The 16515-nt window shown below is 38.3% G+C and carries 18 protein-coding genes; all 18 read left to right on the top strand.

Going from position 1 to position 16515, the window contains the following annotated elements:
* Positions 1–7 precede the first annotated feature (7 nt).
* The 18 genes from KGF86_RS00190 (at position 8) to yabQ (ending at position 16512) form a co-directional block, all read left to right on the top strand.
* Positions 8–358, top strand: a complete 351-nt coding sequence (locus tag KGF86_RS00190; RefSeq protein ID WP_211740773.1) for an SCP2 sterol-binding domain-containing protein — start codon at positions 8–10, stop codon at positions 356–358.
* Positions 359–463: 105 nt separating this feature from the next.
* Positions 464–637, top strand: coding sequence for a small, acid-soluble spore protein, alpha/beta type (locus tag KGF86_RS00185; RefSeq protein ID WP_281413730.1), 174 nt, complete (start codon positions 464–466; stop codon positions 635–637).
* Positions 638–743: 106 nt separating this feature from the next.
* Positions 744–1595, top strand: coding sequence for a 4-(cytidine 5'-diphospho)-2-C-methyl-D-erythritol kinase (gene ispE, locus KGF86_RS00180; RefSeq protein ID WP_211741187.1), 852 nt, complete (start codon positions 744–746; stop codon positions 1593–1595).
* 67 nt (positions 1596–1662) lie between these two features.
* Entirely contained in the window at positions 1663–2472 is an 810-nt protein-coding gene (purR, locus tag KGF86_RS00175; protein ID WP_211740772.1) for a pur operon repressor, read from the top strand.
* A 221-nt stretch (positions 2473–2693) separates the two neighbouring features.
* Complete coding sequence (gene spoVG, locus KGF86_RS00170; protein WP_047986264.1) at positions 2694–2981, top strand: septation regulator SpoVG; 288 nt, start codon at positions 2694–2696, stop codon at positions 2979–2981.
* A gap of 281 nt (positions 2982–3262) precedes the next feature.
* Positions 3263–4648, top strand: coding sequence for a bifunctional UDP-N-acetylglucosamine diphosphorylase/glucosamine-1-phosphate N-acetyltransferase GlmU (gene glmU / locus KGF86_RS00165; protein ID WP_211740771.1), 1386 nt, complete (start codon positions 3263–3265; stop codon positions 4646–4648).
* A gap of 15 nt (positions 4649–4663) precedes the next feature.
* Positions 4664–5614, top strand: coding sequence for a ribose-phosphate diphosphokinase (locus KGF86_RS00160; RefSeq protein ID WP_281413729.1), 951 nt, complete (start codon positions 4664–4666; stop codon positions 5612–5614).
* 129 nt (positions 5615–5743) lie between these two features.
* Entirely contained in the window at positions 5744–6367 is a 624-nt protein-coding gene (locus KGF86_RS00155) for a 50S ribosomal protein L25/general stress protein Ctc (protein ID WP_186871113.1), read from the top strand.
* A gap of 423 nt (positions 6368–6790) precedes the next feature.
* Entirely contained in the window at positions 6791–7354 is a 564-nt protein-coding gene (gene pth / locus KGF86_RS00150; RefSeq protein WP_211740770.1) for an aminoacyl-tRNA hydrolase, read from the top strand.
* A gap of 150 nt (positions 7355–7504) precedes the next feature.
* Positions 7505–7735, top strand: a complete 231-nt coding sequence (fin, locus tag KGF86_RS00145) for an anti-sigma-F factor Fin (protein WP_211740769.1) — start codon at positions 7505–7507, stop codon at positions 7733–7735.
* Between the two features lie 126 nt (positions 7736–7861).
* A complete protein-coding gene (gene mfd, locus KGF86_RS00140) occupies positions 7862–11380 on the top strand; it encodes a transcription-repair coupling factor (protein WP_211740768.1) in 3519 nt (1172 codons plus the stop codon).
* 75 nt (positions 11381–11455) lie between these two features.
* The gene (locus KGF86_RS00135; protein ID WP_186871117.1) at positions 11456–11605 is read left to right on the top strand and encodes a hypothetical protein; all 150 of its coding nucleotides are present in this window, start codon (positions 11456–11458) and stop codon (positions 11603–11605) included.
* A complete protein-coding gene (spoVT, locus tag KGF86_RS00130; protein ID WP_186871118.1) occupies positions 11605–12141 on the top strand; it encodes a stage V sporulation protein T in 537 nt (178 codons plus the stop codon). Before KGF86_RS00135 ends, spoVT begins: the two co-directional genes overlap by 1 nt.
* A 152-nt stretch (positions 12142–12293) precedes the next feature.
* Positions 12294–13829 (top strand): putative polysaccharide biosynthesis protein, encoded by a 1536-nt coding sequence (locus KGF86_RS00125; protein ID WP_186871119.1) that lies wholly within the window; start codon positions 12294–12296, stop codon positions 13827–13829.
* Positions 13830–13842: 13 nt separating this feature from the next.
* On the top strand, positions 13843–15291 hold the full coding sequence (yabN, locus tag KGF86_RS00120) for a bifunctional methyltransferase/pyrophosphohydrolase YabN (protein WP_211740767.1): 1449 nt from the start codon (positions 13843–13845) through the stop codon (positions 15289–15291).
* A gap of 5 nt (positions 15292–15296) precedes the next feature.
* Entirely contained in the window at positions 15297–15560 is a 264-nt protein-coding gene (locus KGF86_RS00115; protein WP_186871121.1) for an RNA-binding S4 domain-containing protein, read from the top strand.
* 53 nt (positions 15561–15613) lie between these two features.
* Entirely contained in the window at positions 15614–15916 is a 303-nt protein-coding gene (gene yabP / locus KGF86_RS00110) for a sporulation protein YabP (protein ID WP_186871122.1), read from the top strand.
* On the top strand, positions 15913–16512 hold the full coding sequence (gene yabQ / locus KGF86_RS00105; protein ID WP_186871123.1) for a spore cortex biosynthesis protein YabQ: 600 nt from the start codon (positions 15913–15915) through the stop codon (positions 16510–16512). The genes yabP and yabQ overlap by 4 nt, the downstream gene beginning before the upstream one ends.
* Positions 16513–16515 lie beyond the last annotated feature (3 nt).

Genomic DNA, 16515 nt, shown 5'->3' with positions numbered 1-16515 from the left:
GGGATGAATGGTGAGCTTAATCGAGAATGGTACGGTGCAGGAGATTTGGGAAGAGATTGAGATGAAATTACAGGAGAACCCAGATCCGTACGCTACAATAAAGGCTACATACGAAATTCACATTACCGATGAGGCAGTTAGTTATCAATTGAAATTTGAGAATGGGGAATTCTCTATTTTGCCAACGACTGCCTCGAACCCAGATTGTACACTAAAAATGAAAAACGCTATTTTTAGAAAATTTCTGGCGGGTAACTTAAATAGTATGACTGCTTTTATGACAGGAAAGTTAAAAGTGGATGGGAATATTGGGTTAGCTCTTAAGCTAGAGAGTTTGTTAAAGGAATATCAATTTTAGCAAGATTTTCCCTTGGTTTCCTAGATATAACTTGTCTAATCTAATGATTGCTACAAATAATAAACATGTCGTAACAGGTTATAACACGAAAGGGGTTGTTCTTCTTTGGGTAGACGTGGGATTATGTCAGACCAACTAAAAGAAGAAATTGCAAAAGAGTTAGGCTTTTACGACACGGTTCAAAAAGAAGGCTGGGGCGGTATTAAGGCAAGGGATGCCGGGAACATGGTAAAGCGAGCAATTGAAATAGCCGAGCAAAATTTACAGGGCAGATCATAATCGATCTGCTCTTTATATATGGACATAGAATCCGTAAATAGAACAAGTCGCAACCGATTTTAATATATGTTACAATTTCCATACATGAAAAAAGTAGGTGACGGAGATGACTCACTTTGAGAAAGCGCCTGCCAAAATCAATCTATCTCTTGATGTTTTGCGAAAACGTGAGGATGGTTATCATGATGTGGAAATGGTTATGACGACGGTTGATTTAGCAGATCGAATTGAGTTAAATACCTTGGAGGAAGATCGAATCGAAGTTTCTTTATGGAGTAGATATGTTCCAAACGATGAACGGAATTTAGCCTATAAGGCAGCTAAGGCATTTAAACAAAAATATAATATAAACAAAGGGGTACATATTAAAATTGAAAAGGTTATCCCAGTTTCTGCAGGGCTTGGCGGAGGCAGTACGGATGCTGCGGCTGTATTAAGAGGCTTGAACCGTTTATGGAATATGGACATTCCTATTGAGCAACTAGCAGAGCTTGGATCAACCTTGGGATCAGATATACCTTTTTGTGTCTATGGTTCAACGGGTATTGCTAAAGGCTTCGGGGAAATCATTGAACCACTGCCATCACCACCCCCGTTTTGGGTGGTATTAGCTAAGCCAGATATTGGTGTCTCAACACGAACGATTTTTCAACGTGTAAAAATGGACGAGATTATTCACCCGAATACGAATCAGGTAGTGGAAGCATTATATGAAAAGGACTTTAACAAGCTATGTCAGAATATCGGTAACTCACTAGAAGCCATCACCACCGCATTACATCCTGAGGTGCTACGTATTAAAGAAAAGATGCTCCATGCGGGTGCGTCCGGTGTATTAATGAGCGGTAGTGGTCCTACAGTATATGGCTTAGTCGAACAACAAAGTAAAGCACAACGAATTTATAATGGGATGAAGGGTTTTTGCCAGGAGGTGTATTTAGTTCGATTAATCGGCTGAGGAGCTTGCTAAATGCGTATAATGGTGGTATATTTATATGAAATAATTCGGTTTTAGAGGTGAAAGCATGAAAAGAAGCGGGCGATTAGTTGCAATAACAAACTATTTTCTAGAAAACCCGAGAGTTCATAAAAATCTGCCATCATTTGCAGAAAAGTTTAAAGCCGCAAAAGCATCCATCAGTGAAGACTTAGACATCATTGATCAAATGTTTCGAGCGGAAGGATTAGGACATTTAAAGCGCATAGCAGGATCAGCTGGAGGCGTCATGTATATTCCTGAATCCCCAATGGAAAAGGGAATGGAATTTGTTGATCAGTTATGTGAACGATTGAAAGATCCAGATCGAATATTACCTGGTGGCTATCTTTATATGAGTGATATATTAGGAGAACCTCATACAGTTCGTGAAATAGGAAGAATTTTTGCTTCTAACTTCTCCAAGCTAGATATCGATGTTGTCGTAACGGTCGCGACCAAAGGTATCCCACTTGCATATGCGGTAGCTTCATTCCTGAACGTTCCTGTTGTTATTGTGCGAAGAGATCCTAAGGTAACAGAAGGCTCTTCCGTAAGCATTAACTATGTTTCTGGCTCTTCTAGAAAAATTCAAACAATGGTCTTACCGAAGCGTAGCTTGGAAGAAGGGTCTAATGTATGCATTATTGATGACTTTATGAAAGCAGGCGGAACGATTAACGGTATGGTAAGTCTATTAAAAGAGTTTAACACGAATGTGAAGGCAATTGGAGTTCTGGCTGAAGCGGATGATGAAGAGGAAGAACGAGTTGTGAATGATTATATGTCACTAGTAAAAATATCGAATGTTGATATTAAAGAAAACTTCATTTCTGTACAGCGTGGTAATTTTATATAGGGTAAAGAAGACTTTTCCTAGTTAGGGAGGTCTTTTTTTAATGGTGTGAATCAGCTAAATGTAGCTTTCGAGTATAGGCTTCTTTTCTACGAGACCTAGTAAAACCCCTAATTTTTTACTTTTTGTGTAAATTATTAAACTTTTTTCAAATATAAGCAGGAATTTTTAATTTTTTGTAGAATTTAATAACTAACTCAAAGACGAAAAGGTGGTGAATCAGCATGGAAGTAACTGACGTAAGATTACGCCGTGTCAATACGGAAGGTAGAATGCGTGCTATCGCATCTATTACGTTAGATCAGGAATTTGTAGTTCATGATATCCGAGTAATTGATGGGAATAATGGACTATTTGTAGCAATGCCATCTAAACGCACTCCTGATGGTGAATTCAGAGATATCGCACATCCGATTAACTCTAATACGAGAGCAAAGATCCAAGATGCCGTATTAGAAGAATATCGCCGTGCAGGTGAAGAAGTGGAATTTGAGGAAGCAGGAGCTTCCTAGAAATGAAACCCTTTTCAACAAGAGGTCTAATCTCCAAAGGATTAGCCTTCTTTTTTTGTTCCCCAACGAATAATTCCTCAGGACGTACTAGTCAGGCTCATCCTCCTGTGTAAGGGTTATCCATCGAATACATCTCTTTTTTGATTTACAACGAGTCAAAATAGTCCCTCTGGTTCGCTTTCAATTGGTTGAAATTAGCCTTTTTTTAGGATATAGTCAAAATGGATATTTATTAGAAGCATTGATGAAAACATCGATTATAGATATTGGAGGCTACCCTCATGAAGAAGCGTTATGCAATTATACTTGCAGCAGGACAAGGTACGAGAATGAAATCCAAGCTATATAAAGTACTTCATCCCGTATTAGGTAAGCCTATGGTACAGCATGTGCTGGAACAAGTAAAGGCAGTAGGATTAGAGGAAGTTGTAACCGTTGTTGGATTTGGTTCAGATAAAGTGAAAGAACATCTCGGCAATGATTCAAAGTTTGCTTTACAAGAAGAGCAGCTAGGTACTGGACATGCTGTGATGCAAGCGGAAGAATTATTGAAGGATAAAGAAGGTACTACCATCGTTGTATGTGGAGATACCCCATTAATTACGAAGGAAACCTTTGAGCAGTTATTTGAACATCATGAAAAAGAAGGCTCGAAGGCTACGATTCTAACCGCTAAAGCCCCTAACCCATTTGGATATGGGAGAGTAATCCGTAATGACCAAAATGAAGTGGAACGAATTGTAGAGCATAAGGATGCAAGTCCAGAGGAACTACAGGTCGATGAAATTAATACAGGAACGTTTTGCTTTGATAATAAAGCATTATTTGACGCATTAAAAGACGTCTCAAATGATAATTCCCAAGGTGAATATTATTTAACAGATGTAATTGAAATCCTTAAGAAAAAGTCGGAAAAAGTAAGTGCTTATATGATGCCTAACTTTGATGAAACACTAGGTGTCAATGATCGTGTTGCGTTAGCACAAGCTGAAAAAACGATGAAACGTCGTATTAATGAATATCATATGCGCAATGGCGTGTCTATCATTGATCCGGAGAATACATATATTCAGTCGGATGTTGTGATTGAATCCGATGTTGTGATTTACCCAGGAACCATGATAGGTGGTAAATCCATCATACGGGAGAATGCTATTATTGGTCCTAATAGTGAAATTCACAACTGTGAAGTAGGTGAAGGTACAGTAATTAAGCAAAGTGTGGCAACAGACAGTAAAATTGGCGCACGGGTAAATATTGGTCCTTTTGCTCATATTAGACCGGATGCTAATATAGGTGATGGAGCAAAAATTGGTAACTTTGTCGAAATTAAAAAAGCCGAATTAGGTGAAGGAAGCAAAGTATCCCATTTGAGCTATATTGGTGATGCAAAAGTCGGAAGTAATGTTAATATTGGTTGTGGTACAATTACAGTAAACTATGATGGCAAAAATAAGTATTTAACGACTATCGAAGATGATGCATTTATTGGCTGTAATTCGAATCTAATTGCCCCAGTAACCATTGGCAAAGGATCTTATGTTGCTGCAGGCTCGACCATCACAAAGGATGTTCCTTCAGATGCATTGTCTGTTGCTCGAGCAAGACAATCAAATAAAGAAGGATATGCATCACGATTAAAGAACAGATTGAAAGAAAATAAATAACGGAGGGGTATCTTCATGTCTCAATACCAGAACTCAAATATGAAAGTTTTTTCACTTAATTCAAACCGGAAGCTTGCAGAGGAAATTGCAGAGCATATCGGCATTTCTTTAGGAAAATGTACGGTAACATCGTTTAGTGATGGCGAAATTCAAATTAACATCGAGGAAAGTGTTCGTGGATGTGATGTTTATGTTGTGCAATCAACAAGTTCACCAGTAAACCAACATCTAATGGAATTACTTATTATGCTAGATGCACTAAAACGTGCTTCTGCTAAAACGGTTAATGTGGTAATGCCTTACTATGGTTACGCAAGACAAGATCGTAAAGCACGTGCAAGAGAGCCAATCACGGCTAAGCTAATTGCGGATTTAATCGAAACTGCAGGAGCTGATCGTGTTATTACACTTGATTTACACGCACCTCAAATTCAAGGCTTCTTTGATAGCCCAATTGACCACTTACAAGGTGTACCATTACTATCCGATTATTTTGAAGCAAAAGACATTGATGATATTATTGTCGTTTCACCAGATCATGGTGGTGTAACAAGAGCAAGAAAAATGGCTGACCGTCTTAAAGCACCAATCGGTATTATTGATAAAAGAAGACCACGTCCAAATGTTGCCGAGGTTATGAACATTATCGGAAATATTGAAGGAAAAACAGCTATTTTAATTGATGATATCATTGATACGGCTGGTACCATTACATTAGCTGCTAATGCCTTAATTGAACAAGGGGCAAAAGAAGTGTATGCATGCTGTACACATCCGGTATTATCTGGTCCAGCAATTGAACGTATTCAAAACTCACAAATTAAAGAATTGGTTATTACAAATTCCATTCCATTACCGGAAGAGAAGAATATAGAGAACATTACCCAATTGTCTGTTGCACCTCTTATCGGGGAAGCAATTATCCGTGTACATGAGGAACAATCCGTTAGTATTTTGTTTGATTAATGTTTAAGCGAATAGTTTTAAGGGGAATATACTATATTAGATAAATGATTTAGCTCTACAACCTGCATATACGAGAAAGTTGTCAGTACTAGATGATATACTAGTTTTTCGAGTGGAAGGATGATATGGATGTCAGTAACCTTAAATGCTATGAAACGAGAAGATCATACAAAGTCGACAACAAAACAACTGAGAGAAAATGGACAAGTTCCTGCAGTTGTTTATGGGAAAGAGAATGGCTCTAAATCAATTTCTGTAGATAGTATAACCTTACTTAAAACCGTTCGAGATGAAGGGAAAAATGCTGTCATATCACTGCAAATCCAAGGGGAATCACCTTTGGATGTTATGCTACATGATTATCAAACAGATAAAATAACGGATGATCTCTTACATGCAGACTTTTATGTGGTGAATATGTCACAGGAATTGGAGACAACTGTACCAGTTCGTGTGGTTGGAGAACCAGAGAACGGTGTCGTACAACAACCGCTATACGAAGTAAATGTACGAGCAACTCCAAACCATATTCCGAACGAAATTACAGTAGACATCTCGAATAAAAGTATCGGCGATATTGTCACAGTAGCGGAGATTGGAGAATCATCGACCTATCAAGTAACGGATGATCCAGAGACAGTAGTTGCAAGTGTACTTGCCCCTACGACAAATGCCGATATGGAAGGTCAAGAGGAAACAGGTGAAGAACCAGAATTCACTGGAGAAGCACAATCAGAAGCTAACGAAGAATAACATCCAATTCATATGAAAACTATACAAAACAACGAGGCTGGGACAAAACTAAAACAAAGGTAATAAAAAACGAACTATCACCACATTAGCCCCGGAAATATACGGAGACTCCTGTGGGAGGAAAGGGCACTGCCTGAGACCCCGGAAGAGCTTTAGCTCTGAGGAGGCTCACCAGCCGCACGCGGACGAAGTATAATTCCGGGGCGGGTCTAATGCGCTAACTTTCATGTTCGTTTATCCTATGTTAGAAATAGTTTTGTCCCAGCCTCGGTTGTTGTATTTGTTATGAAAGAGAGCCTATCATGGGATGAAGGTTTTACGTTAGCGCATCCTAACAGTAAATGATTGTATAGTACAGTAGGTGTTCAAAAGACACTACGACCCTATATAGATAGATTAAATACTAAAAAAGGAAGAAATAATATGAAATGTATTGTCGGTTTAGGAAACCCGGGGAAGAAATATCAAAATACTCGGCATAACATCGGTTTTATGGTGATAGATGAATTAGTAGCACGTCACAACCTAGATCTTAACAAAACGAAATTTAAAGGGCTTTACACGATTACAACCTTGAAAGGGGAAAAGGTATTACTGCTAGAGCCACAAACCTATATGAACCTTTCAGGAGAATCACTTCGGCCGTTAATGGAATACTATGATATTGAGTTAGAAGACGTCCTCGTAATCTATGATGATTTAGACTTACCAACTGGAAAAATCCGATTACGACAAAAAGGTGGTCACGGCGGTCATAATGGCATCCGCTCCATTATTGATCAACTGGGCACGAAAGATTTTAAACGAATCAGATTAGGCGTAGGTCGCCCGATATCACCTATACCAGTAGTTGATTATGTACTAGGTGCATTTCCAAAAGAGGAAGAGGCACTAGTAAAAGAAAGCATTACCAATGCAGCTAATGCATGTGAAAAATGGTTGGAGCAATCGTTTGAAGAAGTTATGAATGAATTTAATGCTCTCTGAGTAAGATAAATAAAGTGAAATCATGTTCAAGGAAAAGTTAGCTTCTAGAACGTGTAACACATAAGGGATAATTTGATTCTACTCGTATAAAATATCTCTTTTCGGATAAACCTATTAACTAATCATGTGTTTATTCGAGGAGGTACTTCTATGGCTATTGTCTATACTTGTAGACATTGCGGGCTAAAACTCGGTGAATTAACAGAACAAGTTGTCGATACTACCGTGTTAGGTTGGAATAAGCTAACAGATGAGGAAAAAAGAGAAATGATCCAGTACAAAGAGAACGGAGATGTTCAAATTCATGCAATTTGTGAGAATTGCCAAGAATCGTTAGGACATCATCCAGAATATCATGAATTAGATTATTTTATCCAATAGCATATGGAGTGCAAAGCTTTGGTTCTTAACCAAGGCATTTTTGCGCTTTTATTTAGTAGATTTTTAAATGCTATTAATTTAGTAAGATATCGTGCTTGAAGGGGAAGTCATAATGGGGGTTTTGATGTGAAGGCTTTTAATCAATATTTACAATCACAAAAGGATGTACAATCTATTATAGATGGCGTAGAAGGCGGCTTGAAGGAACAGTTAGTTGCTGGTTTATCTGGTTCTGCTAGAAGTATGCTAGTTTCAGCTGTTGAGGCATCGCTTCATCGCCCAATACTGCTTATTACCTATCAATTGGTACAGGCACAACAATTATATGATGACTTAACTGCATTTTTAGATGAGGACCAGGTACATTTATATCCAGTAAATGAACTAATAGCAACGGAAATTGCAATCGCAAGTCCAGAGCTACGCAGCAGCAGAATTGAAGCATTGACGAAGTGGTCTAACCAAAAATCAGGTGTATTAATTGCGCCTGTAGCTGCCTTAAAACGGATATTACCCCCAATAGAATATTGGAGTAAGTATCAATTATTATTTAGAGAAGGAGAAGAAATTACAATCGACTCCTATCTTAGCTCTTTAGTCGATATGGGATATGAACATGCCTCCATGGTAACAGCTCCTGGTGAGTTCAGTAGACGTGGCGGAATTATTGATGTGTATCCAGTAACAGAGCCACACCCAATCCGAATCGAACTATTTGATGAAGAAGTGGATTCGATTCGATATTTTGATGCAGATTCACAGCGTTCTATGGACCGTTTACAGGAGGTAACCGTAGGACCAGCAACCGAATTACTTGTAACAAATGAAGATATTCTTCGAGGTGCGGAGCGATTAGAGGATGCCTTTTCGAAAACGCTAAAAAAGATCACGACTAAAGAAGGAAAGGAAGCATTAGTAGATGCAATTGAAGGGGATATTGAACGATTAAAAAATCTCGAGCATTATCCTGAAATGCATAAGTATATCGGTTACTTCTATGATCGTCCTGCTAGTTTATTAGATTATTTACCGCATAATGGTTTAATCATACTCGATGAAATGAGTAGAATTCAGGAGACAGCGACCAATTTAGACCATGAGGAAGCAGAATGGTACAGTAGTTTATTGGAAGCAAATAAGATGGTTATGGATAGTAAGTTTTCGTTTGATTGGCATACCATTTGGGGCAGGATGAATGCAACACGTATTTACATGTCTGTGTTCCTACGGCATATTCCAAACACAAATCCGCAAAACATTGTCAATCTTTCATCGAGAGCGATGCAAGATTTTCACGGGCAAATGCATTTATTTAAAAATGAGTTAAAGCGGTGGGAAAAGGGTGATTACTCCGTTGTTGTAATTGTGCCAAATAAAAATCGGGCTGAAAAGGTCCAATCCATTTTGGATGATTACGACACCGAAGCAGCGATTTCAGATCACATACAGTTACCGGTGGAAATGCCTACTATCATCGTTGGGAATATAACAAGTGGTATTGAGTTACCAATGCATAAGCTCGCTGTCATTACAGAGAATGAGCTCTTTAAGAAACAGACGAAGCGCTCGAGGAAGAAACAAAATATCTCTAATGCAGAACGTATCCAGAACTACCAAGAACTTAAGGTAGGCGATTATGTCGTTCATACGAACCACGGAATTGGCCGTTATTTAGGGATTGAAACGTTAGAATTACAAGGTAAGCATAAGGATTATATGCTAATTAAATACTCTGGTGATGATAAGCTATTCGTTCCAATTGAGCAGATTGATTTAGTGAAGAAATATGTCGGTTCAGAAGGAAAAGAACCGAAGCTATATAAATTAGGTGGCAGTGATTGGACAAAAGTAAAACGAAAAGTACAGTCCTCTGTAGAAGATATTGCTGATGATCTAATAAAGCTTTATGCAGAAAGAGAATCTCGCAAAGGATATGCTTTTTCACCAGATGGAGATATGCAACGTGAGTTCGAAGCATCCTTCCCATACCAAGAAACAGAGGATCAATTACGTTGTATTGAAGAAATCAAACAAGACATGGAAAAAGAAAGACCAATGGATCGACTGCTTTGTGGAGATGTAGGTTATGGGAAAACCGAGGTTGCTATTCGTGCTGCCTTTAAAGCGGTCTCAGACGGTAAGCAAGTAGCGATTCTAGTACCGACCACGATCTTAGCACAACAGCATTATGAAACGATTCGTGAAAGATTCCAGGACTACCCAATTAACATTGGATTATTAAGTAGATTTAGAACACCGAAGCAACAAAAGGAGACGATTGAGGGCTTAAAACGTGGCGTAGTGGATGTCGTAATCGGAACACATCGCCTTCTTTCCAAAGATGTTGTCTATCATGACCTAGGGTTATTAATTGTCGATGAAGAGCAACGTTTTGGCGTGAAGCACAAAGAGAAAGTAAAACAGATGAAGACGAATATTGATGTGTTAACCTTAACCGCAACCCCAATACCGCGTACCCTTCATATGTCCATGCTAGGGGTTCGTGATTTGTCTGTTATCGAAACACCACCAGAAAACCGCTTTCCAATCCAAACCTATGTCATGGAATATAATCCGGTGCTAATTCGAGAAGCGATTGAAAGAGAGATGGCTCGTAATGGTCAAGTATTTTTCTTGTACAATCGTGTAGAGAACATTGATAAGATGGCTCGCGATATTGGCATGTTAGTTCCAGAGGCTCGCGTTACCTTTGCTCATGGTCAAATGAATGAGACCGAGCTAGAGAACGTGATGTTTGGATTTTTAGAAGGGGAATTTGATGTTCTTGTCAGCACAACCATTATTGAAACTGGTGTTGACATACCGAACGTGAATACGTTAATTGTCTATGATGCTGATCGCATGGGGCTTAGTCAGCTCTACCAGCTAAGAGGAAGGGTAGGACGCTCTAATCGCGTGGCCTATGCATATTTCACCTATAAGAAAGACAAAGTGCTCAATGAAGTGGCGGAGAAGCGACTACAAGCTATAAAGGAATTTACTGAACTAGGCTCGGGCTTCAAGATTGCCATGCGTGACTTATCGATACGTGGAGCAGGGAATTTACTTGGATCCCAGCAGCATGGATTTATCGATTCTGTCGGATTTGATATGTATAACCAAATGTTAACGGAAGCAATCGAGGCAAGAAAACAAGGGAAAGAAATTGAGGATGTTAAGCCATTTGATCCAGAATTAAACTTGTCAATCGATGCGTATATTCCGGATACCTATATTGAAGATGAAAGACAGAAAATCGATATGTATAAACAGTTCCAGACGATATCGTCGAAAGAAGATATACAAGATTTACAGGACGAGTTACTCGATCGCTTTGGTGATTTTCCTACCGAGGTGGAAAATCTATTCATCGTTTCAGAGCTTAGATGGTTAGCTAAAAGAGAGCGAATCGAATCCATTACGGAGAAAAGCAATAAAATTGAATTACTTGTATCGGACGAGAGAAGCAAGCTAGTAGATGGTGCGAAAGTATTTGAACTGGCGAATGAATATGGGAGAGAAATTTTATTAGGAACCGAGCAAACGAAACTAAAGGTTATTTATCGTTTCTCAAGAGATTCCTCCTTCACTCGATACGATACAATAAAAGATTTTATTGGTAAAATGGATAAAATTAATCGCTAAGTACAATAAATGGTATTTCATGTATAGTTCTTCCAAGATGATTCATACTACTAAAACACAACTGGAGAATTTCTCATGACAGATAATAAGCATGAAGTTGTGTACGTACCGGTTATGAGCAACCTTTGCATCCTAACCAACATTTATTACCGTACGAGTGACATAATAGGCTTAGCTTCTATATTTGGCACGAGAAATCATCATAAGAAAGCGAGGCTTCTTTAATGAAAGCAACAGGAATTGTACGACGGATTGATGATTTAGGTAGAGTAGTCATCCCGAAAGAAATCAGAAGAACTTTACGAATTCGTGAAGGAGATCCATTAGAAATATTCATTGATCGTGAAGGCGAGGTTATTCTAAAGAAATACTCACCAATCAATGAATTAGGCAATTTTGCCACAGAATATGCCCAAGCGCTATTCGATTCTCTTCATCACCCAGTATTTATTTGTGATCGTGATGAAATCATTGCGGTAGCAGGAGAATCGAAAAAAGATTACTTAAACAAAAACATTGGACCTAAAATCGAAAAGGCAATTGAGAGTAGATTGCAAACACTGGAAACCGATGCAAGTACATTAGAATTACTTCCGGGGAAAGAGGAAGAAGTAAACTCTTACTGTATCAGTACGATTATAGCGAATGGAGACCCGATTGGCTGTGTCGTCATGTTTTCACGTGACGGGGGTAAATTAAGTGAAGTGGAGCAAAAGGCATTAGAAACCGCATCTAGCTTTTTGGCGAAGCAAATGGAGTAAATTTTTTAAAAGAGTAAGAATTAGTTATGAAGCAACTAATTTTTACTCTTTTTTCATGTCAACAAGTCGGTTCCCTGTGTTTTGTAATACGTATGGTATAATGTAGTGGAATTTTACCAGCATGAGAATTGTGATAAAGGAAGTTATGGATAATGGAATCGAATAAATTTGTTAAGGGTGCTTTAATCCTTACATTAGCAGGAGTGATTAGTAAGGTATTAAGTGCAGGGTATCGAATTCCATTGCAAAACCTTACAGGCGATATAGGTTTTTATATTTATCAACAAATCTATCCGATTATTGGTATCATTTTGATACTAGCTTTATATGGGTTTCCAACAGCTATTTCGAAGCTAACAGCAGAAACAGAAGACATTTCCATGAAGTATTTTATGCTTCCTATTTTGACGATCCTGTTCGGGATATGTGGGATGTTTGCGCTACTCTTATACATAAATGCGGATGAAATGGCACTATTCGTAGGGGATGAACAGCTTACTACGGGATATCAAGTTGCAAGTCTATTATGGATTGTTATTCCTTTTACCGCATTGTTACGTGGAATATTTCAAGGGAAGTCCGAAATGAAATCAACTGCTTATTCCCAGCTTGGTGAGCAAATTTCTCGTGTTTCGATAATTATCGGGATTGCCTGCTTAATCGCTATATATGGACTGGATGTCTACTGGGTGGGAATCTTTGCTGGGGTTGCTGCTATCGTTGGATCTGTGATTGCTTTTTTGATATTAATTTTTTTCTTTGTAAAGAATAAGCCAGTGAAGAAGGTAATCGGTCCGGTTCCTTGGAGATACTATAGTAAAACAATTATTGTATATGGGTTTATTGCAGCATTAAGTCATATGATTTTGTTAATTATTCAATTTGCGGATTCATTTACCGTTGTACCTGGGTTAATCGAAAGTGGGTTATCGGATCAGGAGGCAATGGAAGCAAAAGGTGTATTTGATCGAGGACAGCCACTGATACAAATTGGTGCTGTATTGGGCTCATCATTTGGCTTAGCCTTAATCCCAAGTATTACAATAGGCATGCAGTCATTGGATCAAGCACCAATACGTGCCCATATTACCAGCTCATTAAAGATTAGCTTTTATTTAGCTTGGGGTGCAAGTATAGGATTAATCTTCCTATTTCCGGAAACAAACCGCTTATTATATCAGGACAATCAAGGGGAAGTAGCGTTAATGATTCTGATGGTGGCGGTGCTTTTAAGTGCGATGGTGATTACCGCTAGCTCTATTTTACAAGGACTAGGTTTTATTAAATGGACAGCATTATATATTGCAATGGCATTTATCGTAAAGTGGGTTATGAATACCTTACTCGTTCCGTATTGGGGCATTATAGGAAGTGCAATTGGTACAGTGGCTAGCCTGTTGTTTCTAGCCATCTGTACCATTAGAAAACTGAAGAAAAATAGCCATCATGTATTTTCTATCAATTGGAAGGCCTTTATGATAGCGAATAGTAGCATGGTCGCCTTTTTAGTCATTGCTGATTGGCTTCTTCCGACAGAATCATTCTCTAGATTGGCGTTGCTTTTCACCGTTTTAATGCTATCGGGAGTTGGAGCAGTAATCTATTTAGTTTTATTAGTGCGATTTAAGGCGTTTACTGATAAGGAAATAGAGCTTATACCGTTTGGAAAGAGATTGACAGGACGTTAAAGGAGGTCTACCTATGAGTAAAAAAATTCAAGTAATCGGTCTTGGGGCAGGGGATATAAATCAGCTACCGCTTGGCATTTATCGTAAGCTAACAAAGGAGAATACGGTTCTTTATGCAAGAACACTAGATCACCCAGTAATAGAATCGTTACAAAAAGAGGGTGTCCAGTTTATTTCATTTGATTCTTTATATGAGCAGAATCAGGAGTTTGCATCGGTTTACCAAGAGATTGTTCGTGTTCTTTTAGAAAAGGCAAAAGAAAATTCATTAATTTATACCGTACCAGGCCATCCTATGTTAGCAGAAAAGACCGTTCAGCTTTTGTTAGAGCAAGATGAAGTAGAAGTGGACATTATTGGGGGACAAAGCTATTTAGATGCATTATTTACCTCCTTACAAATAGATCCAATCGATGGGTTCCAATTTGTAGATGCAACTGGATTTGAACGAAGCCAGCTCGTTTACCAGCACCATCTTGTATTTTGTCAGGTATACGATCGCTTTACCGCCTCTGAGGTGAAGCTAGCGTTATTAGAGGATTTACCACCGGACTATGAGATTACCATTATTGATGCAGCAGGAAGTGATCAGGAGAAGAAGATAACCATTCCATTAGAGGAATTAGATCATTCTGTAGAAGTTAGTAATTTAACGAGTGTATATGTTCCACCGGCACCGAAGCAGTTATTAAATCACACCTTCAATCGACTTAGAGAAGTGATTGCTACGTTAAGAGGACCAAATGGATGTCCATGGGACAAAGAGCAGACCCATGAATCATTAAGAGAATATGCGATAGAAGAAGTGTATGAGCTAATCGATGCAATCAATGAGGAAGATGACGAAGGAATTGTCGAGGAACTAGGAGATGTACTCTTGCAAATCATGCTTCATAGCCAGATCGGTGAAGATGACGGGTATTTCACGATCGATGATGTCATTCAATCCATTACCGATAAAATGATTCACCGCCATCCCCATGTTTTTTCCAATGAAACGGTCGATTCTGTTGATGATGTCTTGTCCAATTGGGAGGCATTAAAGCGAGTGGAAAAAGGAGAAACACGGAAGTCGATATTAGATGGTATACCAAAAGCTCTACCAGCTCTACTAAAGGCCTATAAATTGCAAAAGAAGGCAGCAAAGGTAGGGTTTGACTGGGATCAAGCAGCGGATATTTGGGACAAGCTTGAGGAGGAAATAAAAGAAGTACAAAAGGCCATTGAAGCGGATGATAAAGTGGAAATAGAAAAAGAATTTGGTGACGTACTATTTGTACTAGCCAACTTAACAAGATATTATAGAGTAAATCCAGAGAATGCCCTAAGCCTGACGAACCAGAAGTTCATCGAACGCTTTTCCTATATAGAGCAACAATTACAAGAAAGAGGCTTAGATATAATGGAAACTAGTTTAGAAGAAATGGATTACTATTGGAATCAAGCAAAGGAAAGAGAGTGAGATCATTGCGTTTAGATAAATTTTTAAAGGTATCTCGTTTAATTAAAAGAAGAACATTAGCAAAGGAAGTAGCCGACCAAGGTAGAATCACGATTAACGGTAATCAGGCAAAAGCTTCTTCAACTGTAGCAGTAGGGGATACGTTACAAATACGATTCGGTCAAAAACTAGTAACGGTTGAGGTTACATCATTAAAAGAAACCGTACGAAAAGATGAAGCTAGTATGCTTTATAGAATTGTAAAAGAAGAAAAAATCGAATCAGAGTAGTTCTATACTTGTCCCTCCTTTCATAAGTTATTAGTGATAAGGAGGAAGCGGATATGAACTATTATGAAAAAGAAAATAGTACAAGAGTACAACAGCAAGATCATCAATTAAAACTGAATAATCGTAGACTATTAGAAATTACTGGTGTAAAAGAAGTGGATAGTTTTGATAATGAAGAATTTCTGCTAGAAACTGTGATGGGATATCTTATCATTCGTGGTCAAAACCTCCAGTTAAAAAATCTAGATGTTGGCGAAGGTGTTGTCTCCATTAAAGGGAAGATTTATGAGATGTCCTATGTAGATGAACATCACCAGGAGAAGGCTAAAGGGTTCTTTAGCAAGCTATTCCGATGACACTTAGTGTCCAATTTTTAACCATGGTTTCCATGATAGGTGGAGGCTTTTATCTTGGTATGGCATTAGATACCTTTCGCCGATTCCATAAGCACTGGAAACAGAATGTGTTTTTAGTGTATGTGATGGAAGTAAGCTTTTGGCTCACCCAGATGTTTATTTTATATTTTATTTTATTTCAAGTGAACGCTGGGGAGCTACGATTGTATGTCTTCGCTGCATGTTTTTTAGGGTTTGCGGCATATCAAGTATTTGCCGCAAAGCTCTATAAACGTGTACTGGAAAGTCTAATTATCCTGGTTAATAAAATTTATCAAGTTGTTCGTAGTCTAGTAAATGGGCTACTTATTACGCCAATTAAATATATCGTGAAGATAATCATAGCTAGCGTACTCTTCCTCTTTAATATGATTATGCTAGTTTTTGGTTTTATCATGAAATGCCTCTTTATACCGATAAAATGGGTTTTGATGAAGATATATCAGCTACTACCTAAAAAGTTCAAATTATTTTTACACCATTTAGCAGGATTTTATAGTAAAATACAGAATATATGTAGAAAAGGCTTAAGATATATCACATCAAAGAGGAGGTGACGC

This window comes from Ornithinibacillus massiliensis, assembly GCF_018310345.1.
Classification (GTDB): Bacteria; Bacillota; Bacilli; order Bacillales; family Amphibacillaceae; genus Ornithinibacillus; species Ornithinibacillus massiliensis.
Note: the sequence above shows the minus strand (reverse complement) of the source record. Positions and strands in the feature narration are given on the sequence as shown.

What these genes read in the sequence shown, in the direction of transcription:
- purR (WP_211740772.1), top strand. Translation starts at nt 1,663, where the DNA reads ATGAAAAGAAGCGGGCGATTAGTTGCAATAACAAACTATTTTCTAGAA.
- yabP (WP_186871122.1), top strand. Translation starts at nt 15,614, where the DNA reads ATGAACTATTATGAAAAAGAAAATAGTACAAGAGTACAACAGCAAGAT.
- spoVG (WP_047986264.1), top strand. Translation starts at nt 2,694, where the DNA reads ATGGAAGTAACTGACGTAAGATTACGCCGTGTCAATACGGAAGGTAGA.
- fin (WP_211740769.1), top strand. Translation starts at nt 7,505, where the DNA reads ATGGCTATTGTCTATACTTGTAGACATTGCGGGCTAAAACTCGGTGAA.
- KGF86_RS00155 (WP_186871113.1), top strand. Translation starts at nt 5,744, where the DNA reads ATGTCAGTAACCTTAAATGCTATGAAACGAGAAGATCATACAAAGTCG.
- KGF86_RS00160 (WP_281413729.1), top strand. Translation starts at nt 4,664, where the DNA reads ATGTCTCAATACCAGAACTCAAATATGAAAGTTTTTTCACTTAATTCA.
- KGF86_RS00135 (WP_186871117.1), top strand. Translation starts at nt 11,456, where the DNA reads ATGACAGATAATAAGCATGAAGTTGTGTACGTACCGGTTATGAGCAAC.
- glmU (WP_211740771.1), top strand. Translation starts at nt 3,263, where the DNA reads ATGAAGAAGCGTTATGCAATTATACTTGCAGCAGGACAAGGTACGAGA.
- yabQ (WP_186871123.1), top strand. Translation starts at nt 15,913, where the DNA reads ATGACACTTAGTGTCCAATTTTTAACCATGGTTTCCATGATAGGTGGA.
- ispE (WP_211741187.1), top strand. Translation starts at nt 744, where the DNA reads ATGACTCACTTTGAGAAAGCGCCTGCCAAAATCAATCTATCTCTTGAT.
- KGF86_RS00190 (WP_211740773.1), top strand. Translation starts at nt 8, where the DNA reads ATGGTGAGCTTAATCGAGAATGGTACGGTGCAGGAGATTTGGGAAGAG.
- pth (WP_211740770.1), top strand. Translation starts at nt 6,791, where the DNA reads ATGAAATGTATTGTCGGTTTAGGAAACCCGGGGAAGAAATATCAAAAT.
- spoVT (WP_186871118.1), top strand. Translation starts at nt 11,605, where the DNA reads ATGAAAGCAACAGGAATTGTACGACGGATTGATGATTTAGGTAGAGTA.
- KGF86_RS00125 (WP_186871119.1), top strand. Translation starts at nt 12,294, where the DNA reads ATGGAATCGAATAAATTTGTTAAGGGTGCTTTAATCCTTACATTAGCA.
- yabN (WP_211740767.1), top strand. Translation starts at nt 13,843, where the DNA reads ATGAGTAAAAAAATTCAAGTAATCGGTCTTGGGGCAGGGGATATAAAT.